We start from the raw sequence: 22,447 nt of genomic DNA, 5'->3' as shown, positions 1-22,447 counted from the left end.
ATAAGCGGAATTCATAGCACTAAATAATAGAATGGAGAGCAAGATGATAGATGTTAGATTACTAAAATCGGAGTTCGAGTACGAACAAGCGATACGATTAGCGGACAAAGTGTTCCGGGATGAGGAGCATAAATCGATGGGGGAAGCCTTCCCCCAAGTATTTTCACGTGAACTAAATCAATCCTATGGCGCTTTTATAAATGATGAACTGGTTTCCTATATTGGCTTAGTGCCTTCTATCATCCATCTAGGAGATGCGGAGATTCAAGCCTATTCGATTGGAGCTGTTTGTACACACCCGAATCATCGTAAGAAAGGTTATGCCAGCTTGCTTTTAGATAAGATTTTGACCCATGTTCAGAGATCTGAAGCATCTATCTTGTTTGTATCCGGCAATTTACCAATGTATCTAAAAGCAGGCTGTTCTTACTACGGCAAATTAAACAAATACGAAATAAATAAGGGAGATTTACTAGGTACTGAAGGCTACTTAGTTAGGGAATTATCCCCGTTTGATTGGTTTTATTTACGAAAATTACTTCATGCTCGTCCTGTTTATGTTGAACAAAGTATTTATGATTTTTCCGTCCTATATAAGGCAGCTGGATTTGCTAGTATTCATAAGATGAAACACAAGATATTAGTTGCTGAATCTGAAAATGCAATAAAGGGATTTGTAGTTTTGGCGGTTCCTAATTCTTCGTTAGGTTCTGGTGATCAGCTAGCGCGAGTCATTGAATGGGGCGGGGAACCGCAAGCGATCCAAACCATTTTAGTGAATTCTTTCCAGTGTGGAATAAAATCACTAAAATGTTCATTTCCTATGCATGAAAAAGAGATTAACAAACTACTAAACTCTTTAGAAAAAACAGATGCTCCGTACCCAGGGACGATTAAAATTACTAACCTGGATTTGTTGTTAAATCAAGCAGAGCCTTTCTTCCGTGGAAAAGTCAAAATAGTAGATGTGGATAACAGCAGCAAAAAACTAATTTTTAATCAAAAGTCAATCATCTTAGATAACATTTCCTTAGAAAAGTTAATCCTTCAAGGAGATCCAAAGCTAGACGGTTATTTAAACGATATTTTTCCGATACCGCTTCCATTCCCTGAAGGCTTAAATTATGTATAGATATTGAAAGAAGTAAAAATGAGTAATATTAAACCATAAAAAAGGGGGGAGTAAATCATGGATACTATTTTAATTCGTAACGTTCGTTTCTTATCTGATGCTGAACCGAAGCTTCGATGCCTCCTTATTCGGAATGGACAAATAGAATCAGTCCATAATGATGAGGAATCCTTTGTAATTAAAGCTGATACCGTTATCTATGGAGATGGGCAAATCCTTATCCCTGGAATGATCGATGTACATATACATGGAGCAGAAGGGTTTGACATGATGGACGGCACCATCCAAAGTGTGGAAGCCGTTTCCAGAGCCTGCGCTCGAACAGGATGTACGTCGTTCTTAGCTACATCTGTATCATCCACATTAGATGACCTTCTAAAAATGATTAAAAATGTAAAAGAGGTAGCAGGTAAAGAACCTGGGGCTCAGCTAATTGGCCTCCACATAGAAGGGCCATATCTAAATGTGAAACGGAAAGGGATGCAAAACGAGCGCTATTTGAGGCATCCTGATCTGGATGAAATAAAATCGATTATAGAGACTTCCGGTTCGCTCCTCAAAATGGTGACATTGGCACCAGAGTTACCTGGTGGTCTTGAAATGATCCGTTTTTTAAAGGGAAAAGGAATCATTGCGGCGATTGCTCATTCTGACGCAACCTACCAAGAGGCAAAACTAGCATTTCAGAGTGGTGCCAGCCATGTTACCCATTGTTTTAATGGAATGCGGCCCATTCATCATCGTGACCCAGGGGTGGTCATCGCTGCATTCGAGGAAAGCTCCGTTAGTGTACAAGCTATAGTGGATGATGTACATCTTCACCCAGCGATCGTAAGGCTGATCTATCGGGAAAAAGGAGCAGATAAAATGGTCCTCATTACAGATGCTCTTCAGGCAATGGGTATGGGTGATGGAACTTATTTATTCGGTGGGCATGAAGTTAAGGTGAGTGATGGGGTTGCAAAATTAACTGACGGTACACTTGCATCAAGCACTGTTACAATGAATGAAGCATTACAGAAAGCGGTTCAGTCGGGAATCCCTTTAAAAGACGCTGTTTTAATGGCAACACAGACACCGGCAGATATACTGGGCATGCCAAATAAAGGCCGGATTGAACCCGGCGCAGACGCGGATTTAGTTCTTTTGAATGACCAATTCGAGGTACTGTGGACAATTGTAAATGGGATAATAGTATATAGTCGGTCCTAAGCTATGGTTTCTCAATACAAAAGGCATGAATCCATCTAAATGGATTCATGCTTTTAATTTAAGTAAGAAAACTCCGTAAATAGTTTATTGATCGTTGAACATCCTCACCCATCGTCCGACAAGGCTGAATACTTTCAGGATGCCATAGTTCGAGTGCCAGCCAGCCGTTATAGTGAATTGACGCTGCTGAAGCCATAAGGACGGAGAAATCAATATCTCCTTCAAGCAGGTCTTCGGATGGCACGTTCCCCTGTTGATTACGTAAATGAAAGGCGTGAATTCGATCAGGATAGGTATTAACCCACTCAATTGGATTGCACCCAGATACATGGGCCCAACTGGTATCAACGCAAAGTCCTACAGAATGATCTGCATATTGGATGACCGATCGCAGGTCTCCTACGGCATTGTGGTTGTCAGCGGCATGATTATGCAAGCAAACCTTTAACCCCAATGGGGCAACAAGTTCAGAAATACGAGATAAGTTTTCACCTTGCTGCTTAAAATGATCCTCCGACTTGGCAATGACATGTTTCCAATTGAGTGGATCAGCATTTAACAGCAAATCAGAACCTTCAGCTGTGGCTAAGCGTTCAGCATATGGCAGCACAGATTGCTCCACTTCAAGATCGTTGAATGGAACATGTAAAGGGAGACCAATATAGGAGGCTGAAATGGCCAATCCATAGGAACGTGCTAATTTAAGTTTTTCAGTATCCGCATCGATTTCTACAGCATCTAGCCCGGCTTCCGCACAAGCATGGAATAGCTCCTCCCATTCAGGTTTTTTGCCGTCCCTTTTCCAACGCTCAACCCAGCCATACATATTTGATGAAACTCCTTGAATGTTCAAATAATTACTCCCTTCTGAACTAGGTCGATCGTTTGTTTTTCACTTATTTTTGCGGCAGTATATAGAGAGGTTATGCATTGAAAGTTATTTAGAACTTGTTGATTCACGTTAGCGTGTGAGTCTAGGCCTCTCACTTGCCGGTAAAAGTGAAGAAGCGGGTTATCAAAAATGGTGAACTCACTCCGTGGACCAGTTTTAACCTGCTCTTCAACAATTTGTCCCTGCTTATCGTATCGACTAAAGACAGGCTGGCGTGAATCAAAGGGAGTCCATTTAACTGAGCCTAGTGTCCCTTCGATTTCCGCCCTTACGTACTCCTCACCATGAGCACATGAAGCACGTTCGTAATGAACATGGACCGGATGGTTATCGCAGATGTACGTCATGGATGCCCCAACATGTGTTTCAACATCAAATGGTGTATCGGTGGGGTCAATTTCTGTAATTGGTTTAGCCATCCAAGCAGAATTTACTTCTATTACATTCGGATTAAGTATGTCGTTCAACGTGGCAAAGTCGTAAGGCCCCCAATCCATTAGGACACCTCCGCCACTTTGGGTTGAATCAAGGAACCAGCGGCTGGCAGGTTGATATTCAATCCCGGAACGACTTCGTTCCCATTTGTTTACAAAGGTAACATGATAAATGTCCCCAAGACGGCCAGAGCGAATGAATTCTTTGACTGCTTCCATGTGCGGCATACCTTTAAAACGGACGCTGCAGCATCCTAATAACCGATCATGCTTTTCCGCGAGCTGAACCATCTCTTCGGCTTGTGACAAATTCATAGCAAGAGGTTTCTCGCATAGGACATGACGACCAGACTCGAGTGCCAACTTTGTTGGATCTAAATGTGCCAATGGGGGGGTACTGACGATTACGATATCATCCTCTTTTGCTGTTTCAAAATTGAGCATTTCTCCAATATCAGTAAAACCAATGGCATCAGGGAACTGATTACAAAAAGCAGCTAGTGCATTAGGATTTGTATCGGCCACTCTCAATTTAATCGATTCTGAAAGTTTACTAGCTGCTTCTGCATGTGTACGGCCGATAACGCCCGCACCAATTATATATAGTCTCAAAATTCTCACCTCTGTTATCAATAATAGTTAAACTCTACCACATTCAAAAAATTAGATTCTCCTCAAAATTAGATTAAAACTCATCATTTTGTACAATGGAAAATTTGATAAAATAGATTAGGGGGTGAAAAAATGTACGTAGAACATTTACATTTGCAGCGATCGTTTGCATTTTGCCGAGTCTGGGGCTCAGATGAAGAGCATGATTTGCATGTTCATGATTGTTTAGAAATTGGAATTGTGCTTAAAAACGAGCTGGAATATAGGTTCAATGATCATACCTACCTCGGCCAGCCAGGAGATGTGTTCCTCTGCCGTCCTTTTGAGCCGCACTGGAGTTTTTCTAAGCCTGATAAACCGTTTGAATGTATTCTAGTTCTGTTCACACCCTCTGCTGTACATAAAATTCCAGATGGAAATCAGTTACTTAAGCCCTTCTATACTGCGCAAGGTGTACAGCCTTTAATACCTGCTCACACGATTTACGCAAAAGCAATAAGAAAGGCTGCGACTTTAGCGATGGAAGCTCAGGAGCAAATGACAGATACTTGGACGACTCATCAATTCATGTATTTTATTGATATTTTGTTACAGGTGAATCAGTTTGTTAAAGAAACTTCTTCTACGAATAACCTTAAGTTACCACCTTCTGAAATAGTTGAAGCCGTGGGATACATGCTTGATCATTACCACGAGCCTTTAGATATCGAAAAACTGTCGTGGCAGGTCGGGTTGGGGAGAACGATGTTTTTTAAAGAGTTCCGTCTGTTGACAGGACTGACTCCTAATGAGTTTCTCAACCGATTGCGGATACAAAGTGCAAGTGATTTACTTCGTTCTACGAATAAAAGTATGATCGATCTCGCCTTTGCAAGCGGATTTCAGTCATTAAGTGCCTTCAACAAGCAATTTAAAGGGTATATAGGGCTATCTCCCCGTGAGTATAGAAAAAAGAACGATATGTAAACGTAAATAACAACTATAAATAGAACAGTTTCGAAAATGGGGTATCGTTTTTTAGATACTCCATTTTTAATTTTAAATAATATTACACTATTAATATAAGATTGAAACTTCAACACCAACTATAGGCCTATTATTCTTTTGTCCATACATATAAGAGAAGTAACGATAATAATATGATTTATGTTTAATGCAGATTCGGAAGGAGGAAGTAGATCATGCAAAGCATACGTTGGTTGTGGGAGTATATAAGGAGCTTTAGGATCAGATTATTTAGCGGTCTTTTTCTGGCGTTACTTGTTTCTGTATTAAATATGCTGAATCCATATTTTGCAGGAAAAATCGTCGATAAGGTTATCTATGGTCATCAAGATGGTTTGTTATGGCCCGTTTTGGGGGCCATGATTGGGATAACTGTGATCAAAACGGTTATACGATATAATTATCAACTAATCTTCGAACGGGTTTCACAAAGTGCTATATTCAAAATTAGAGATCAGTTGTATGATCGGCTTCACCAATTAGATTTTAGTTTTTTCGATCGCACAAAAACAGGAGATATTATGGCTCGAATGACCGGGGATCTGGAAGCCGTTAGGCATTTTACCTCCTGGGTTATTTATATGATCTTTGAAAATCTTACCATTTTAATTTTTGCTATTGGGTTTATGTTCTATATTCATCCCCCGTTAGCTTTAGCTATGCTTGTGGTGACACCACTTATTGGTTATTTTGCTGGTCGTTTATCCTTTACTGTCAAACCCACTTTTTCTGCAATCAGAGGACAATTTGCAAGGTTAAATTCAGTCGTGCAGGAAAACATTAGCGGAAATCGAGTGGTAAAGGCTTTTGCAAAGGAAGACTACGAAATTGAGAAGTTTTCAGGAGAAAATGAGGCATTCAAGGAAAAGAATCTTGCCTCCGCAAGAGTTTGGGAAAAATATTTACCAGTGCTCGATTCATTAGCAGGAGTATTAACAGTTGTGATGATCTTAGTTGGAGGCAGTATGGTAATTAATCGTTCTCTTTCATTGGGTGAATTAGTAACGTTTAATTCCTTAATTTGGGCATTAAATAATCCGATGCGTATGGCTGGATGGTTAATCAATGATGTTCAAAGGTTTATTGCTTCAGCTGAAAAAGTAGAAGATTTGTTAAATACAAGACCTGAGATAACCAATGAAGTAAAAAGCTTCAATGTGAAACACTTCAAGGGGGTAGTGGATTTCAATAATGTTTCCTTTAGCTATGGTGACGAACCTATTTTGAAGGATATCTGCTTTAAAGTCCTGCCGGGACAAACGGTGGGCATTATCGGACCAACTGGTGCAGGTAAATCAACATTAGTAAATCTTCTCAGCAGATTTTATGATGTGACCAGCGGGGGGATAAGGGTGGATGGACTCAATGTAAAGGATTGGGATATTCATAAATTGAGAGATAGTATGGCCATGGTTATGCAGGATATATTTCTTTTTTCGGATACCATTGAAGGAAATATTGCGTATGGGAATCCAGAGGCATCCTTTGAAGTAGTTCAATCTGCGGCCAAAATGGCAGAGGCCCACGATTTTATTTCCAAGCTTCCAGATGGTTACGATACCATTATAGGGGAACGAGGAGTAGGTCTTTCAGGCGGTCAAAGGCAAAGGATTGCTCTAGCACGGGCGATTCTAAAAAATCCATCCATTCTCATCCTAGACGATACAACATCAGCTGTTGATATGGAAACGGAGCTGAGAATCCAACGAACATTAAAGTCGATGTTAAAGGAGAAAACCTGTTTTATTATTGCCCATCGGATTTCTTCTGTAAAAGAGGCAGATTTAATTCTGGTAATGGAAAATGGCACGATTATTGAAAGAGGAAAGCATAAAGAGCTGCTTGCAAAAAAAGGATATTATTATAAAGTGTTTAGAAACCAAAATGGGAATTTTGATGGTCAGCACGATGGTGAGGATGTGATCTATCTCAATGGCGCGCAATAAATTTGATGTGGATGAAGAGTTGGAATCACCTTTCAGTTTTATTCATCTTAAGAGGATGTTGGTTTATTTAAAACCCTACAGAAAAAAAATACTTTTAACTGTTTTTATCATGTTAATTGCCAGTGGCGCAAATTTAATCGGGCCCTATTTGATTAAAAAAGCTATTGATGAGGAAATTCCTAGCAAAGATGTTGGAGGTTTATGGGTTCTTGCCGGAATTTACTTAATCGCCCTCGTTATTACCGGGATTTGTATGAAATATAAGATTAGAATGATGTCTCAGATTGGCCAGAGTGTCATTCTCCAGATTAGAAAAGACTTGTTTACACATTTACAAAGGCTATCATTCTCATTTTATGACAGTAGGCCGCATGGGAAGATTTTAGTGAGAGTGGTCAACTATGTAAACTCCTTAAGTGATTTATTATCGAATGGCTTAATTAACTTGATTACGGACCTTTTCAGCCTTTTCGTTATTCTAGGTTTTATGTTAGCCATTGACGTAAAGTTAACTCTTATGGCAATGCTTGGTTTCCCAATTCTTGCTGCGGTCATCCTGCTTATTAAAAATGCCCAGCGAAAAGCATGGCAAAATTTAAGTAACAAGCAATCCAATATGAATGCATATATTCATGAAAGTATCAACGGCATCAAAGTGACCCAAGCATTTACGAGGGAAGAAGAAAATAAACGCATTTTTAGTGAAGTATCTGAAAGCTATCGAAGCTCGTGGATGAAGGCGGTACGAATTCAATTCTTGCTTTGGCCTTCGATTGAAAATATATCAGTCCTCACGACATCTTTAATATATGTTGTCGGTATATCTCTTATAGGTGATGGTGTAACAGTTGGGGCTTTAGTTGCTTTTGTTGGGTATATAGGGATGTTTTGGGCACCAATTGCGAATATCGGGAATTTTTACAATGCAATCATTAATGCGACCGCATATTTGGAAAGAATTTTTGAAATGATGGATGAACAACCGACAGTAAAAAATTGTCCCAATGCTGGAGAACTTCCTTTAATCAAAGGAAAAGTGGAGTTTCAAGATGTTATTTTTGGATATGATGAAGGGGGAGACATCCTTAATAACATTAATTTCAGCGTAAATCCTGGTGAAACCATTGCTCTTGTCGGTGCAACAGGATCGGGGAAGACAACGATCGTCAGTTTGCTTAGCCGTTTTTACGATGTGAACAGAGGGCGAATTGAAATCGATGGTGTTGATATTAACACGGTTACCATCCCATCCCTTAGGAAGCAAATGGGTGTCATGCTTCAAGACCCGTTTATTTTTTCTGGTACGATAATGGATAATATCCGTTATGGACGGCTTGATGCTACGGACGAAGAAGTGATTGAAGCGGCGAAAGCGGTGCAGGCTCACCCGTTTATTAGCGGGTTGTCAGATGGATATCAAACAGAGGTCAACGAAAGAGGTACAAGACTTTCGACTGGGCAGAGACAGCTGATCTCCTTTGCCCGTGCACTGTTAGCCAATCCGAAAATACTAATCCTCGATGAGGCTACCTCATCGATTGACACGGAAACCGAGCTTGCATTACAAAAGGGACTTGAGACTTTACTGGCGGGCAGAACATCCTTTATTATTGCTCATCGTCTTTCTACTATTCAAAATGCAACCCGTATTCTTGTTATTGATAAAGGTAGAATCATAGAGGATGGATCCCATAAAGAATTAATGAGTCGCAAGAGTTACTATTGGAAACTGCATCAATCACAGCATAAATCTTTAGAAGTGGGATAAATAGTCAGATAAAGAGAACTGTACTTAAGATAGTGCAGTTCTCTTTTTTACTTATTACATAAAAGAAAATCCTTTTATTTGCATTATTCAATAGGATAAGTGATATTTATACTATCTAGAATTAAAAGTTCTATTCTTACCTTAATATATAAAGGAGATTATCATGGCAAAAAACAAAAACAATAAGAAAAATCAAGCAAAATCATCGTCAACTACATTCACCTTTTGGGTCGTCGGATTGGTAGCGGTTTTCATTTTGGCTTTCATTTTCTTAGGAAATCATTCAAAAAAACAAGAAGAAACAAAAGGAACTGAAATTGATTATAGCAATCAGCCATTCCTTGGAGAGAAATCAGCACCCGTCTCGATTATAGAATTTGGCGATTATAAATGCCCTAATTGTAAAAATTTTGACAAGAATGTGGTACCAATTATCCAACAGGAATTGGTTAATACCGGAAAGGCAAAATTTTATTTCATGAATGATTCGTTCATCAATGTGGACTCTACCCGTTCAGCTAAGTTTGCTGAATCAGTTTTTCAAGAGCTTGGTAATGAAACGTTTTGGAAATTCCATGACCTATTATTCGAAAAGCAGCCTGAAGATACCAAATATGAGAAAGTGGATCTTTTTACTGAAGACTTCCTAGTTGATACATTGAAGGAAGTAGCTAGCGATAGTGACGTCGATAAGGTTGTGAAAAACTTCCAGGACAAGAAGTCTGATAAGGCTTGGGATAAGGATATGGATTACGCTGTAAAACTAGGTGTTACAGGAACCCCAACTATTTTTGTTAATGGAGAAAAGTTCGAGGGACAAACCATTGATGACTTAAAAGAAATGGTAGCGAAAGCCGCAAAAGGTGAATAGAATGAATAAATCCTTACTTCTCTCCTGGATTGCTGCCATCATAGCTACACTTGGCAGTTTATATTTTAGTGAGGTTATGCATTTCATTCCTTGTACACTTTGCTGGTACCAAAGGATCTTTATGTACCCGCTGGCAATCATCTTAGGGGTTGCCGTCTACCGGGATGATAAAGGAATATTTAGATATGCGCTGCCATTGTCAATTATCGGGATGCTGATCGCAGGATACCATACGTTATTACAAAAAATCCCCTATTTACAACAGTTTGAAATGTGTACAAGCGGAGTGCCTTGCTCAAAGGATTATATTAACTGGCTTGGCTTTATTACCATTCCGTTATTAGCATTGATTGCTTTTACGATTATTACTGTAAGCTTAATTATTTTAGCTCGCAGCAAAAAGTAGATCCTTACATCCATAAAAAAGAGCGGTGAAACCAATGGTTTCCCGCTCTTTTCTGCTTTAGAGCTTCTAAAGTGTCTACTCAATTAGTACATAAAAGATGCTCCAACAATGATCAATAAAATAAACAACACAACAATTAACGCGAAGTTGTTACTTCCGCCATGTCCCATAGAAATCACCTCCCTCAGCTGTTTAATAACAATGTATGCATGAAGCATTGCTAGTGAAATGGACAAACGTTGACTATTAGAAAAAGGAATGAAATTCATACTTCAAGAGGTCATAAAATCGACATATGTATAATCTGTGAAGGGTATTGTTGGTAACAAGTCGAAAAGGTTCGAGAAAATTGCCAAAGAAATTTTTGAAAAAACAGAGACAGACATCGAAGACGATGGGGAAAAAGAATAAGTTGTAAGTTTGGAAGAAAACCACGCAGGCTTGTCCCGTGGAGTTGTCAATGAAAGGTGAGGAAAAGGATGCGTGAGATGATACGCTTACTATTCAACAAGAGGTTTCGAAAAACGTTTTTTATGTTTATGTGCTTTTTTATTCAGTTTTGGTGGCTAGGAAAAACAAAGAAATTTTTACATAAAGAAATCTTATGTTATCAATGGAGTTGTTAAAGAAACAATTCTAGTCTAATTATAGCGGGTAAAAAAAGACGGCAGCTGCCGTCTTTTTTTGAAAGATTAACTATATTGGGGACGAAGTTTCGTGCGTTTATTGACGTGCTGCTCAGCACTTAAAGCCGCAATCGCCCCATCCGCTGCTGAAATAACTGCTTGTTTAATTGGTGTTCTTCTAGCGTCACCGCCCGCAAAGACGCCGTCAACATTGGTACGCAGGTACTCATCTACGATCACATAGCCTTCTTCATCGCGCATAACAGCACCTTTTAAGAAGTCTGTTCCTGGCATCATCCCGCCGAGGTATAAGAAAATTCCATCGACATCCCATACCTGTTCTTCCTTTTTATCAGTAAGGACGACAATTTTCTCAACACTATCAGTCCCAATAATTTCTCTTACACGGTGACGCTTATAAATTTCAACTTTTGAGTTATTTTCTAATTGAGAAAGATCCACGTCCCCTTTTAGTTCAGTTGGAATTAACAATTTCACTGTTTTACAATACTTGGCCAATGTCTCGGCCTCGTGGATCGCTTCATCATTATCTCCAACAACCGCGACAACTCGGTCTTGATAAAAGGCGGCATCGCAGGTTGAACAATAGCTTACACCCCGTCCAGTAAATTCCTCTTCGCCTTTAATCTTGCCAGAAGGAGCTTTTGCGCCAACGCCAATGAAGACACTTTTAGCTTTGATGGTACCTTCAGCTAATTCAATTTTTTTGATTTCATCCGAAAAATCAACCGATAGAACGGTGGAACGGATGAAGTCTGCGCCAAAATCCTTTGCTTGTGCTTGCATTCTTGTTAATAGTTCAAGCCCTGTAACTTCTTCGCGCACACCTGGGTAGTTCGCAATTTTATGAGTAATTGCTAGGGTGCCTGCTTTTGGAGCTTTATCAATGACAAGTGTTTTTAATTTCCCACGTGCAGCATAAACAGCAGCAGAAGCACCTGCGGGTCCGCCGCCGATGGTGACAAAATCATATACGTCTTGAAGAATTTTTTCATTAACTGATTGGAAAATAGTATCTGCACTTTCTTCGCTGGTTTCTGGTATTGAATTGCTCACGGCGGGAGCAAAGTCTTCTGATAATCCAAGCAGCTTATTGAATTTTTTCTCTTGAAAGCCAAGGACCAGCTTTCCGTTAATGAGTGTTGCAGGAGTTCCATAAATTTTACGTTCCTTTAATTGATCAAAATATTCCTTATGTATGGAAGCATTTCGCTCTTCATATGCAAAGCCTTGATCTTTTAGGAATGTTTTTACTTTTTCACAATAGGGGCAGCCGGTGCTGCTATAAACGATAATTTCAGGTGTTGACATTTAGGAAACCTCCAATTTGTAAGTATCTTTAATTTAATAATAGTGTAATTACTAAATAAAAGTCAATAGTTTTTAATAATTATTATAAATAACAAAACAGTCCAACAAATTGTTGGACTGTTTGCTTCTCATATGAAAATTAAATGGATCTTCCTAAGAATGCAGTTAGCATCCATACATGTTTCTCAAGCCCCGAATGAATCGCAAGCAGTATGTCTCCTGTTGTTTCATCGTGTTTCTCATCCGCAAAGCTCATGCCTTCTTTAAGTTCACCAATGATAATGGAGAAGTCATTGATGACTGATTCAACCATTTCATCTGCAGTTTCATTACCTGTTGCTTCCTTAATAGATGAAATTTCTAAGTACTCTTTCAGCGTAGCTGCCGGTTTTCCACCGATTGCTAGCAATCGTTCGGCTAATTCGTCAACATGTAGTCCAGCTTCATTATAAAACTCTTCAAATTTGACATGTAAGGTGAAAAATTGTCCACCTTTTACATACCAATGATAGTTATGTAATTTCGTATACAACACAGACCAGTTTGCAATTTGTTTGTTAAGTATGCTGACTAATTGATTTTCCATATAAAATAGCCTCCTTTTTATCCTCTCTTTATTATTACCAAAGTTTGACGTTAAATCCTGTACAAATTAAAGGGATTTGTTGTCAATTTGGTGAAGGTTTTGTGATTTTGACGGTCTTAATAGGCCTTTTTAGTGTTACATTCCTGATACAGGATGTAATAATCGTTCCTAAACTGTCCAAGAGAGTTATTTTTAGGAAATAAATAGATAATGGATATTACTTCCAATTAATAGATGAAAGCCTTCATGCAGGGCGCTATTTAAGCCGTTCGTATGTTACCACTTTTTGGGTAATGAATTGGAATGTTACAACTGTTAGCCTTAATAGTAGAGAAGCGAGTCAAATATTGGAGGTAATAAAATGAATAAATTTAAAAAACTAATGATTGCGACCGGCCTAATCTTATCCATGTCAGCTTTTACATTAAATGGAACAACAGAAGCGGCCACAACTCACACAGTGAAGTATGGTGAGACATACTGGAAATTAGCAAAAGGATTTGGTATTCCTATTAATAGATTAATGAGTGCAAATAATAGTAAGCCACTTATTGCAGGTCAAAATATGACACTACCAAACTCTCTAATTTCAGTAGCAGATAAAGACCTTATGGCACGTCTTGTTCATGCAGAAGCAGTAGGGGAACCCTACAGTGGAAAAGTTGCAGTTGCGGTCGTCATCTTAAACCGAGTAAAGAGCCCCGACTTCCCTAACACAGTCCGTGGAGTCATCAATCAAATTTCAAATGGACATTATGCATTTACTCCTGTAGCAAATGGTCAGATTAATCAGCCTGCTGATGCTGCTTCTAAAAGAGCCGTTAATGAAGCAATAGCATTAATGGGCAAAGGAAATGGTTCTTTATTTTTCTACAATCCAAAAACAGCGGTAAGTAAGTGGATCTATTCACGTCCAGTAACGGTAACGATCGGTAACCACCGTTTCGCGAAATAATTATCTTGTGTAATTCTAGTATGTCATGAACTTAATATTATAATCAGCGAAGCAGTGAATTCCTAAAAATGGATTCACTGCTTTTTTGTTATGCAAATTAGAGTAGGTTATGCAAAATTTCATAATAATAAAAACGAAATTAAAAAGTGCAAACTAGGAGTTTCGGCAGACAAACTCGATTAATCATAGTTGGCACAAAAATTGCAATAATTTTAAATAGTTAGACTTCTTTAGTAAAATGAAAGGAGGAACCTTTCTGAGTTAATTTGTTTTAATTAATTACACCATCTTCGCTTGAAACAAAATGTAAATGCTTACAATTTCTTATTAATAAACAAATATCCGGATATAAAAGGAGAGATGGTTAAATTGGAGAATACGACTCTTAAACGCTCACTTGGGCTATGGGCGATCGTTATGCTCGGATTGGGTTATATGACACCAACCATAGTATTTGATACCTTTGGAATTGTCTCAGAAGAAACAAATGGTGTTGTCCCACTTGCGTACCTTGCAGCATTAGTTGTTATGGTATTTACCGCTATTAGTTATGGAAAAATGGTAAGGGTATTTCCAAGTGCCGGATCGGCCTATACGTATACAAGGGAGACCATGAGCCCGCATTTAGGATTCATAGTCGGCTGGGCAGCGTTACTTGATTATATATTGCTTCCTATGGTAAATGCATTGATTATACGTATCTATATGGTTTCAGTATTTCCTAGTGTTCCAGCCTGGATTTGGGTTGTCGCTTATGTCGCGATCGTCACTGCCATTAATGCATGGAGTATGGGGAAAACATCCAGTTTAAATTCACTGCTCGTTATTTTTGAAGTTGTCTTAATTGCTGCATTTATTGTCCTTGCCTTTGTCCAGCTTTCCAAAGGAATGGGACAAGGAACGATTTTTACAACAGCACCGCTTTTCCATTCCGATATCCACCTCGGAGCAATTTTGACAGGGGCAACCGTAGTTTGCTTCTCATTCATTGGGTTTGATGCAGTAACCATGTATGCAGAGGAAGCGATTGACCAAAAAACGATGCCGAGAGCGATTATGTTGACGGTCTTCATTGGCGGCGCCATTTTTTTCGTTTGTAGTTATTTTGCCCAATCTTTATTTCCAGATGTTTCAGGATTCAAGGTAACCGATGACACTTTACCAGAAATTGGCTTGTTTGTGGGTGGGACACTCTTCAAACTGATTTTCCTTTCAGGTGCTTTTGCAGCAACAGTCGCTTCCGGACTAGCCTCACATGCAAGTGTATCAAGGTTGTTGTATGTTATGGGTCGAAATGGGGTATTGCCTAAAAAGACGTTCGGTTATGTCCATCCCAAATTCCGGACACCTGTTTTTAATGTCATCTTAGTCGGGGTTGTTTCACTGCTTGCGATTGCCCCAAGCCTTGAGTTGATTTCCTCCTTTATTAACTTTGGAGCGTTAATTGCTTTTACATTCGTCAACCTATCAGTCATTGCTCATTTCGTTTTTCGCCAGAAGAGATATAAAACAGGTAAAGATATTTTCTCCTATATAATTATGCCGATCATTGGAGCTGGATTAACGGGAATTTTGTGGGCAAACTTACAATTTGATGCACTCATTGGCGGAATTGTTTGGATCGGAATTGGTGTGATTTATATGCTTTTCCAAACAAGATTCTTTAAAATCAAAATTGCTGATTTAAATATTGATGACGCTGAAAAGACCTCTTCCCTTTAACAAAAAAATTACCTGAGCCAGGCTAATCGCCTGGCTTTTTATTTGTATAGGTGGGTGGTTGGAAGGGTTGGCGGGTAAAAAGAGGAAAGTGACGGGTAAATCAGTAAACGGACGGGTAAATGGAAAAGTTGACGGGTAACTCTGGATTTTAGACGGGTAAATCCTTAAAAATGACGGGTAACAAAGAACCCGCCCCAAAATGTACCGATTAATTTATGAATAATTCACGACAAGTTCACAATTATTGTCGATTTTTGCAGGAATATGGAATTAAAAAAGAGAAATAAGATAAAAAATAGAAAGGACTGATACTTTTGTTTGCTCAAGAAATTTGTATTACCCCACGAATTGAAAAGCTTGAGGCCCTATCCAGAAGACTGAGTACTTTTCATCCGAAATGGCATGATGTGGTGTCAGAATATAAAAGGAGAATGGCTGGATATCAAGGCGAGAAATCTGTGGGCTTTCACTTAAGTATGCTCCCCGACGCAAAATACCTTATTTTTCATGGACTTCGCCTTTTATATAGGCAATACTACTTCCAAATTGATTTCCTTCTACTTTGTTCAGCTTTTGCAATGGATCTAGAGGTTAAAAATATGACTGGAGAGATATCCTTTGAAAAGAATTTTAATCAGACAACTTGCAAAAAAAATGGGACAGAAGAAAGGATGAAAAATCCTGTTTTACAAGCAAAGCTGCAGGCAAGAAAGCTAAAAAATTGGCTGCGGGAGCATAATTGTACCGAAGTCCCCATTCACTATTTTTTTGTAAATAGTAATGATAGGACAATCATAAGAACAGAATCAAGAAATGACCAGATGATTCAACACATTTGTAATAGTGAAGATTTATTAGAGAAAATAGATCAAATAGCAAAATATAATAATACAGACAAGCTAGACAAAAAAGAGTTAAAAAAGATAAAGCGTCTCCTATTAACCAACCACACGCCCGATAACCCTGATATCTTAAAGGCCTTCAATTTATCTCAAAAAGATATCCCTTCCGGTGTCCAATGCCCAGAATGCAGTACCATACCAATGGTTTATAAAAAGGGAAAATGGTGTTGTCCAAAATGTGCAACGCTTTCCAAAACAGCACATATTCAAGCTATTAAGGATTACTTTCTATTAATAAAGCCCTCGATAACAAACGCTGAACTCTGCCAATTTCTTCATATTGACTCCTTAAATATTGGATATAAGATATTAAAATCATTGAATTTGCCCTACACAGGGAAGTTTAAAAATCGGGTATATCATCAACCACCAATTCTTCAGTAGTAAGCTCCTCTGAAATGCCCCTAGCACATTTCCCAACGGACATAATTACATTTATGCAGCAATGAATAATTCAATCATTTTTTCATAGCTCTTATCTCCTTTTCACTAGATTACCGTATAAAAACAGGTATTTATTAGTTGGCACGAAACTTGCTATTACTATAAATAACACTACCAAATAGAGGGGGACGTTTTTATGAAATTGGAGATATTAGCCGAACAAAAAGAACAGCAACTGTTCCATTACTTTTGTTTAATATCAAATAACCATCGGTACGATTTGACGATTGGCTATTCAGAGCAATTCTTTGGGAAAGCGATGGTCACTTCGATTCAGTCTGGGAAAATGGTGTTACTTTGCCAAGAGGACACCTATTCAGACGATCATTGGGCAGAAAGACTGGGAATCCAAGCAGAGGATATCCCTGAATTTCAAGAATTCTTCAGTTTGGTATTACAGACACGGCCTTTTCAAGAGCAGTATTAAACCATAAGGGAGAGGGATGTTTATGTATTATGGTGTAGTTCTTAGCCCTTGTTATGGAAAGGTGGCAAGGATTTCGATTAAGGGCGAGTCAAGAATTTATGAGTGGGAAACCTTATTTATGATCAAAACAGAGTCAGGCAAATTAGAAACGGTTCAGACTAGTTTGAGCGGCGAAGTTGAATCGCTTGAAGTGCAGGAAGGTGATAAAGTTATTCCAGGGATGGTTCTCGCTTATATTAAAGAAGATTTATTTGTTAATGGTAATGATTAATTGCTAGGAAAAGAAGATGGTACGCACATCTTCTTTTTTTTTGCCATATTTAATTTAAAATATGGCAAATAAAATGATAGTATTAAATAGATAAGGTGTTAAGGGGGAAGTAAACGATGTTTTCCGTTGCCAAAGAAAAAGTGAAACCAATTATTTCAGTAGACGTGGATGAAAGTGAAGAAGTTTTTCGATCTACCTTAAATAACCTTAAAGAACCCTTTTTGTTTTTAATAAGACAAAATCACTTATTTGCTTATGTACTGCTTGAAAACCATAAAAAAGAGCATGCTTCGATTGCATCTCTACTTGAACAAGCGAAATCGCTAGATAGCATCTGCCATCTTAGCGAACAAATTTCCTTGCCTGCTTTGTTCCAAATAATTGGCGAACCCTTTGCCATCATTAGAGGTGAGGATGGTATTCCAGCAGGTTATATTCGTAGAGAGGACGTTCTAGCGGAGCTTTTTAAGCAGGAAAATAAAAGTGTCGACTTACTTAAAATTATTCTAACTTCGATTCCGATGGGGATTTTTGTATTGGATAAGGAAAAACAAATTATAAATTATAATGAAGCCGGATTAAAAATGATTCGATCAACAGCAGAAAAGGTTATGAATCTTCCTGCAGGAGAAATTTTTAGCAGTACCCATCTTGATCAGGTATTTACAACCGGTAAGACGCTTCTTAATCATTTGGTCATCAAAAATGAAATCGGGATTCTTGTCGATTATAGCCCCATCTTAAACTATGAGAATGAAGTCGATGGCATCATCATTGTTGCCCAGGATTTGCCTATGGTCGAAGAAATGGCCATGGAAATTGAATATATTAAGGACTTAAATAAGGATCTGCATGCGATTTTGTCTAGTATATATGATGAAATCCTCGTGGTGAATAACAAAGGGGAACTAATCAGGTTCAGTGAAAACATCATTCAAGATTTCTGGAAAGTAGATTTAAAAGAACTGATTGGTAAGAATATTCTCGAACTTGAGGACCAAGGGCTGTTTACACCTTCGGTCACAAGACTTGTTTTAGAAAAAGGAAAAAAGGTCTCTGTTGTTCAAGAAACAAAAGCTGGAAGAAAAATTCTTGCCGTAGGAAATCCTGTCTTAAATGAAAAAAATGAACTCGACCGGATTATCATTGCATCTCGCGATATTACCGAAACTACACGATTAAAAAGTGAACTGCAAGAAATTAAAAAGATATCAGAACAATATAAGAAGGAATTGGACGATTTTAAAAGTAAGGACCGCTTTTTGAAAAAGCTTATTTACTGTAGTCCGAAAATGGAGAAGATTATCAATCAAGCCAAGAAAATTGCTGACTTTTCTTCGACAGTCCTTCTTAACGGGGAATCTGGAGTTGGAAAAGAAGTAATTGCACAGGCGATCCATCAATTAGGCAGACGCTCGACAAAGCCATTTCTTAAATTAAACTGCGGGGCGATCCCAGAAAATTTACTTGAAAGTGAACTATTCGGTTATGCGAAAGGGTCATTTACCGGAGCGGATAAGAATGGAAAAGAAGGATACTTTAAACAGGCTGATGGCGGTATTTTGTTTCTGGACGAAATCGGTGAGATGGCAATCCATCTACAGGTAAAATTGTTACGTGTACTGCAGGAGCAGGAAGTAATTCCGATTGGAACTACAACACCAATAAAGGTGGATGTGCAGATTATCGCTGCCACCAATAAAAAATTAGAGAAAATGGTTGAAGAGGGTACCTTCCGCGAGGATTTGTTTTATCGCTTGAATGTCATTCCGATCCACATTCCGCCATTAAGAGAACGGACGGAGGATATTTCGCTGCTCGCCTTTCATTTCCTTCAGCAATTGAATGAGAAATATGAGCGGAATTATCATCTAACCCCTGATGCTATTAATGTACTAGAGTTTTATCCATGGCCAGGTAACGTCAGGGAACTTCAAAACATTATTGAAAGATTAGTAGTCACTGCCGAACACCCTACGATTGATGCTGAATTCGTCAGCCAATTTTTATCAATCGGCTTGGAACATAAAAAGATGAAACCAGTAATTACAAGGGTCATTCCATTGCAAGAGGCTATTGATCATGTTGAAGAGCAGTTAATTGTGATGGCGATGAATCAATATAAAACGACCACAAAAGCCGCCAAAGCCTTAGGAATCAGCCAGTCATCTGTAAGCAGAAAGTATCAGAAAATATTAACAGAAAAAAATATTAAAATCGAAAATTTATCGACCTTTTAATGAAAAGCTGTTTTAGATCTTGATGATCTGAAGCAGCTTTTTTTATGTCCAGCTCCAGCGCCTTTGGGCTCGGGAGCATAAGCCCCTGGACAAGGCGCTTCCGCTTTTCGATTATGCAAAATAAACTAGGGTTATGCAAAATTGCATAGTTTTTATTCATATATTTTGAAAGAAACCTATTTCGATAGTCAATAGGCGTTGGCACGCTTCTTGCATTAATTCCAGTGAGGGTGGAACTATCCGCTGTTAATGAGTGTTTGGAAAATTGCCCCTGCCTTAGCCGCGGGAAATACAATTGTCTTTAAACCGTCTGAAGTGACACCAGTGACCCCGAAAAAGCTATTTGAAATTTTTGAAGAAGTTGGTTTGCCAAAAGGGGTGGCTAATATGGTAATGGGCGCTGGAGCGGTTGTTGGAAATGAAATCGCTTCCCATCCTGAGGTCGATATGATTTCGTTTACCGGCGGTACGAAAACGGGCAAGCACATTATGAAAACAGCAGCTGAGACGATGAAAAAAGTTTCATTAGAATTAGGCGGTAAATCGCCCAATATCATTTTTGCCGATGCTGATTTTGAAACGGCCGTCGATTATGCCTTATTTGGGATCTTCGCAGGGTCCGGTCAAGTCTGTTCAGCTGGTTCAAGGATCCTTGTCGAAGAAAGCATCTATGATCAATTCGTCCAGCGGTTTGTCGAACGAGCTAAGCAAATTCAAGTAGGACCAGGAAATGTATCTGGAACAGAGATGGGTCCGCTTGTCAGTCAGGGACACTTAGAAAAGGTTCTTTCATATATTGAAATAGGAAAACAAGAAGGTGCGACAGTTGCTTGCGGAGGAAAGCGGATGGTTAGCAACGGGTTAGAAAAAGGTTATTTTGTTGAACCCACCGTTTTTGTCGATGTGGTCCAAGAAATGAGAATTGTCCAAGAGGAAATCTTCGGTCCTGTTGTTGTGATTCAGAAGTTCAAGGACGAAGCGGAAGCTATAAAACTTGCAAATGGTACGGTATATGGGTTAGCCGGTGGTGTGTTTACCAATAATGGTGCAAAGGGCTTGCGGGTCATTAAAAAGCTGCGTGCAGGGATTACTTGGGTAAATTCCTACCATCCTACTTATAACGAAGCACCATGGGGAGGCTATAAGCAAAGTGGGATTGGGCGCAGCCTTGGAACGTTTGGGCTTGAAGAATTTCAAGAAATAAAACAGATTAATATCAATTTACAGGTTGAGCCGGTTGGCTGGTTTTCAAACTAATTTACTACTAGGAGGAATATAAATTATGAGTATCGATTTAGAACGAGAATTAAAAAGTGAGCAAAATAAAAATGTAAGTGAATATATTAATAAGGTTCTAAGTTTAATAGAAAAAGAGGAAATTAACGAAGCAGAAGCAGCTTGGATTACGAAAGAAACCGTTGACGGCTTCCGTGAGAACGTCAACCCAGGCTTCCTAGAATACCGCAAAACAGTTACTGAAGGCGGCCAATTTGCTGCAGTGGAATGGTCTGATAATGGATCATGCTTTAAGGATGTTAATGGTAAGGAATACATTGATTGTCTAGGCGGCTTTGGCATCTATAATGTTGGTCATCGCAACCCTAAGGTGGTTAAGGCGGTAACGGACCAATTAAAACGTCAGGCACTTCATAGTCAGGATTTGCTGGATCCGCTTCGTGCGATGTTAGCAAAAATCTTAGCCGATATCACTCCAGGCAATTTAAAGTATGCCTTTTTTACCAACAGCGGGACAGAAAGTGTGGAAGCAGCCTTAAAGCTCGCGAAAATGTACAGCGAGCGGACAACATTTATTTCTACTACTCGTGCATTTCACGGGAAAAGTTTAGGCTCGTTGTCAGGAACGGCTAAAGGGATGTTCCGTAAACCATTCTTACCGTTAATACCAGGCTTCCGTCATGTGCCGTTTGGCGATATAGACATGATGAGAAAAACGTTTGAAGTCTGTGCTTCCGTTGGAGAAGATGTGGCTGCAGTTCTTTTAGAGCCGATTCAAGGTGAAGGAGGAATCATCCTTCCACCGGAAAATTATTTAAAACAAGTTCGTGAGATCTGTGATCAATATGGCTCCTTACTCATATTTGATGAAGTGCAAACAGGAATGGGCCGAACTGGAAAAATGTTTGCTGCTGAATTGTATGAGGTTGTTCCAGATATTATCTGTCTAGCAAAAGCCTTTGGCGGCGGAGTGATGCCAGCAGGTGCTGTTGTAGCTACAGAAAATGTATTCAGGAGCTGGTTTGATAATCCATTTATGCATACAACAACCTTCGGGGGCAATCCGTTAGCATGTGCGGCTGCGATTGCGACGATTGGGGTGTTAATTGAAGAAAAGTTACCAGAAAGAGCAGCGGAAGTGGGGGCCTATTTCCTTGCAGAACTGAAAAAGGCAGCAGAGGGCCATCAAGATAAGGTTCAGGAAATCCGAGGTCAGGGCTTAATGATTGGAATTGAATTCCATCAAGATGAAATCGGCTACGAAGTTTCAAAAGGAATGTTTGACAGAGGGGTCCTAGTAGCAGGGACTTTGATTAATTCAAAAACTATTCGTATCGAGCCAGCTTTGACCATTAGTTATGATGAGGTAAATAAAGTGGTTAGCACTTTTAAAGATGTATTAGAACATTTAGATGCCTAACGATTTTT

At 39.0% G+C, this 22,447-nt stretch carries 19 protein-coding genes and 1 pseudogene; 15 read left to right on the top strand and 5 right to left on the bottom strand.

From position 1 onward, the window contains the following. Positions 1-43: 43 nt before the first annotated feature. Entirely contained in the window at positions 44-1,132 is a 1,089-nt protein-coding gene (locus ACSU6B_RS18490) for a GNAT family N-acetyltransferase (RefSeq protein WP_410887473.1), read from the top strand. Between the two features lie 57 nt (positions 1,133-1,189). Continuing rightward, positions 1,190-2,344 carry an N-acetylglucosamine-6-phosphate deacetylase gene (gene nagA / locus ACSU6B_RS18485; RefSeq protein ID WP_410887471.1) on the top strand — a complete coding sequence of 385 codons (1,155 nt, stop codon included), beginning with the start codon at positions 1,190-1,192 and terminating at the stop codon, positions 2,342-2,344. 58 nt (positions 2,345-2,402) lie between these two features. On the opposite strand, the gene ACSU6B_RS18480 is transcribed toward nagA, so the two are convergent. After that, a complete protein-coding gene (locus ACSU6B_RS18480) occupies positions 2,403-3,197 on the bottom strand; it encodes a sugar phosphate isomerase/epimerase family protein (protein ID WP_410887469.1) in 795 nt (264 codons plus the stop codon). Beyond that, complete coding sequence (locus ACSU6B_RS18475) at positions 3,194-4,282, bottom strand: Gfo/Idh/MocA family protein (RefSeq protein ID WP_410887467.1); 1,089 nt, start codon at positions 4,280-4,282, stop codon at positions 3,194-3,196. The genes ACSU6B_RS18480 and ACSU6B_RS18475 overlap by 4 nt, the downstream gene beginning before the upstream one ends. A 132-nt stretch (positions 4,283-4,414) precedes the next feature. Here ACSU6B_RS18475 and ACSU6B_RS18470 point away from each other — a divergent pair, with 132 nt between their 5' ends. The 5 genes from ACSU6B_RS18470 to ACSU6B_RS18450 all read left to right on the top strand — a co-directional run bounded on the left by ACSU6B_RS18470 (position 4,415) and on the right by ACSU6B_RS18450 (position 10,278). After that, entirely contained in the window at positions 4,415-5,248 is an 834-nt protein-coding gene (locus ACSU6B_RS18470) for a helix-turn-helix domain-containing protein (protein ID WP_410887465.1), read from the top strand. 215 nt (positions 5,249-5,463) lie between these two features. After that, positions 5,464-7,233 (top strand): ABC transporter ATP-binding protein, encoded by a 1,770-nt coding sequence (locus ACSU6B_RS18465; RefSeq protein WP_410887463.1) that lies wholly within the window; start codon positions 5,464-5,466, stop codon positions 7,231-7,233. After that, positions 7,220-9,001, top strand: coding sequence for an ABC transporter ATP-binding protein (locus ACSU6B_RS18460; protein WP_410887461.1), 1,782 nt, complete (start codon positions 7,220-7,222; stop codon positions 8,999-9,001). Before ACSU6B_RS18465 ends, ACSU6B_RS18460 begins: the two co-directional genes overlap by 14 nt. A 163-nt stretch (positions 9,002-9,164) precedes the next feature. Further along, entirely contained in the window at positions 9,165-9,872 is a 708-nt protein-coding gene (locus ACSU6B_RS18455) for a DsbA family protein (RefSeq protein WP_410887459.1), read from the top strand. Between the two features lies 1 nt (position 9,873). Further along, positions 9,874-10,278 (top strand): disulfide oxidoreductase, encoded by a 405-nt coding sequence (locus tag ACSU6B_RS18450; protein WP_410887457.1) that lies wholly within the window; start codon positions 9,874-9,876, stop codon positions 10,276-10,278. Positions 10,279-10,361: 83 nt separating this feature from the next. On the opposite strand, the gene ACSU6B_RS18445 is transcribed toward ACSU6B_RS18450, so the two are convergent. The 3 genes from ACSU6B_RS18445 to ACSU6B_RS18435 all read right to left on the bottom strand — a co-directional run bounded on the left by ACSU6B_RS18445 (position 10,362) and on the right by ACSU6B_RS18435 (position 12,822). Then, complete coding sequence (locus ACSU6B_RS18445) at positions 10,362-10,448, bottom strand: YjcZ family sporulation protein (RefSeq protein WP_168246269.1); 87 nt, start codon at positions 10,446-10,448, stop codon at positions 10,362-10,364. Positions 10,449-10,970: 522 nt separating this feature from the next. After that, complete coding sequence (locus ACSU6B_RS18440) at positions 10,971-12,236, bottom strand: FAD-dependent oxidoreductase (protein ID WP_410887455.1); 1,266 nt, start codon at positions 12,234-12,236, stop codon at positions 10,971-10,973. Positions 12,237-12,375: 139 nt separating this feature from the next. Next, the gene (locus tag ACSU6B_RS18435; protein ID WP_410887453.1) at positions 12,376-12,822 is read right to left on the bottom strand and encodes a Dps family protein; all 447 of its coding nucleotides are present in this window, start codon (positions 12,820-12,822) and stop codon (positions 12,376-12,378) included. A gap of 361 nt (positions 12,823-13,183) precedes the next feature. On the opposite strand from ACSU6B_RS18435, the gene ACSU6B_RS18430 reads away from it, so the two are divergent. The 8 genes and pseudogenes from ACSU6B_RS18430 to ACSU6B_RS18395 all read left to right on the top strand — a co-directional run bounded on the left by ACSU6B_RS18430 (position 13,184) and on the right by ACSU6B_RS18395 (position 22,439). Beyond that, positions 13,184-13,777, top strand: coding sequence for a cell wall hydrolase (locus ACSU6B_RS18430; protein ID WP_410887451.1), 594 nt, complete (start codon positions 13,184-13,186; stop codon positions 13,775-13,777). A 360-nt stretch (positions 13,778-14,137) separates the two neighbouring features. Continuing rightward, on the top strand, positions 14,138-15,499 hold the full coding sequence (locus tag ACSU6B_RS18425) for an APC family permease (protein WP_210427077.1): 1,362 nt from the start codon (positions 14,138-14,140) through the stop codon (positions 15,497-15,499). A 431-nt stretch (positions 15,500-15,930) separates the two neighbouring features. Further along, positions 15,931-16,785 (top strand): nuclease-related domain-containing protein, encoded by an 855-nt coding sequence (locus ACSU6B_RS18420; RefSeq protein ID WP_410887449.1) that lies wholly within the window; start codon positions 15,931-15,933, stop codon positions 16,783-16,785. A gap of 196 nt (positions 16,786-16,981) precedes the next feature. Continuing rightward, positions 16,982-17,272, top strand: coding sequence for an SAV0927 family protein (locus tag ACSU6B_RS18415; RefSeq protein WP_410887447.1), 291 nt, complete (start codon positions 16,982-16,984; stop codon positions 17,270-17,272). A 22-nt stretch (positions 17,273-17,294) separates the two neighbouring features. Continuing rightward, on the top strand, positions 17,295-17,543 hold the full coding sequence (locus ACSU6B_RS18410; RefSeq protein WP_215002421.1) for a biotin/lipoyl-binding protein: 249 nt from the start codon (positions 17,295-17,297) through the stop codon (positions 17,541-17,543). Positions 17,544-17,659: 116 nt separating this feature from the next. Then, positions 17,660-19,783: a sigma 54-interacting transcriptional regulator gene (locus ACSU6B_RS18405; protein ID WP_410887445.1), complete on the top strand. Its 2,124-nt coding sequence runs from the start codon at positions 17,660-17,662 to the stop codon at positions 19,781-19,783. Positions 19,784-20,014: 231 nt separating this feature from the next. Continuing rightward, positions 20,015-21,040, top strand: a pseudogene (locus tag ACSU6B_RS18400) (aldehyde dehydrogenase family protein); the annotation flags it as partial. A 25-nt stretch (positions 21,041-21,065) separates the two neighbouring features. Beyond that, a complete protein-coding gene (locus ACSU6B_RS18395) occupies positions 21,066-22,439 on the top strand; it encodes a putrescine aminotransferase (protein WP_410887443.1) in 1,374 nt (457 codons plus the stop codon). The last annotated feature ends 8 nt before the right edge of the window (positions 22,440-22,447 follow it).

It is taken from the genome of Neobacillus sp. C211, from assembly GCF_051842875.1.
GTDB lineage: Bacteria > Bacillota > Bacilli > Bacillales > Cytobacillaceae > Neobacillus.
The sequence above is the reverse complement of the archived record's forward strand: the minus strand, read 5'-3'. Positions and strand labels throughout refer to the sequence as shown.

Excerpts from the sequence above, each read along its gene's own strand:
- ACSU6B_RS18490 (WP_410887473.1), top strand. The coding sequence starts at position 44 with ATGATAGATGTTAGATTACTAAAATCGGAGTTCGAGTACGAACAAGCG.
- nagA (WP_410887471.1), top strand. The coding sequence starts at position 1,190 with ATGGATACTATTTTAATTCGTAACGTTCGTTTCTTATCTGATGCTGAA.
- ACSU6B_RS18470 (WP_410887465.1), top strand. The coding sequence starts at position 4,415 with ATGTACGTAGAACATTTACATTTGCAGCGATCGTTTGCATTTTGCCGA.
- ACSU6B_RS18465 (WP_410887463.1), top strand. The coding sequence starts at position 5,464 with ATGCAAAGCATACGTTGGTTGTGGGAGTATATAAGGAGCTTTAGGATC.
- ACSU6B_RS18460 (WP_410887461.1), top strand. The coding sequence starts at position 7,220 with ATGGCGCGCAATAAATTTGATGTGGATGAAGAGTTGGAATCACCTTTC.
- ACSU6B_RS18455 (WP_410887459.1), top strand. The coding sequence starts at position 9,165 with ATGGCAAAAAACAAAAACAATAAGAAAAATCAAGCAAAATCATCGTCA.
- ACSU6B_RS18450 (WP_410887457.1), top strand. The coding sequence starts at position 9,874 with ATGAATAAATCCTTACTTCTCTCCTGGATTGCTGCCATCATAGCTACA.
- ACSU6B_RS18445 (WP_168246269.1), bottom strand. The coding sequence starts at position 10,448 with ATGGGACATGGCGGAAGTAACAACTTCGCGTTAATTGTTGTGTTGTTT.
- ACSU6B_RS18440 (WP_410887455.1), bottom strand. The coding sequence starts at position 12,236 with ATGTCAACACCTGAAATTATCGTTTATAGCAGCACCGGCTGCCCCTAT.
- ACSU6B_RS18435 (WP_410887453.1), bottom strand. The coding sequence starts at position 12,822 with ATGGAAAATCAATTAGTCAGCATACTTAACAAACAAATTGCAAACTGG.
- ACSU6B_RS18430 (WP_410887451.1), top strand. The coding sequence starts at position 13,184 with ATGAATAAATTTAAAAAACTAATGATTGCGACCGGCCTAATCTTATCC.
- ACSU6B_RS18425 (WP_210427077.1), top strand. The coding sequence starts at position 14,138 with ATGGTTAAATTGGAGAATACGACTCTTAAACGCTCACTTGGGCTATGG.
- ACSU6B_RS18420 (WP_410887449.1), top strand. The coding sequence starts at position 15,931 with ATGGCTGGATATCAAGGCGAGAAATCTGTGGGCTTTCACTTAAGTATG.
- ACSU6B_RS18415 (WP_410887447.1), top strand. The coding sequence starts at position 16,982 with ATGAAATTGGAGATATTAGCCGAACAAAAAGAACAGCAACTGTTCCAT.
- ACSU6B_RS18410 (WP_215002421.1), top strand. The coding sequence starts at position 17,295 with ATGTATTATGGTGTAGTTCTTAGCCCTTGTTATGGAAAGGTGGCAAGG.
- ACSU6B_RS18405 (WP_410887445.1), top strand. The coding sequence starts at position 17,660 with ATGTTTTCCGTTGCCAAAGAAAAAGTGAAACCAATTATTTCAGTAGAC.
- ACSU6B_RS18395 (WP_410887443.1), top strand. The coding sequence starts at position 21,066 with ATGAGTATCGATTTAGAACGAGAATTAAAAAGTGAGCAAAATAAAAAT.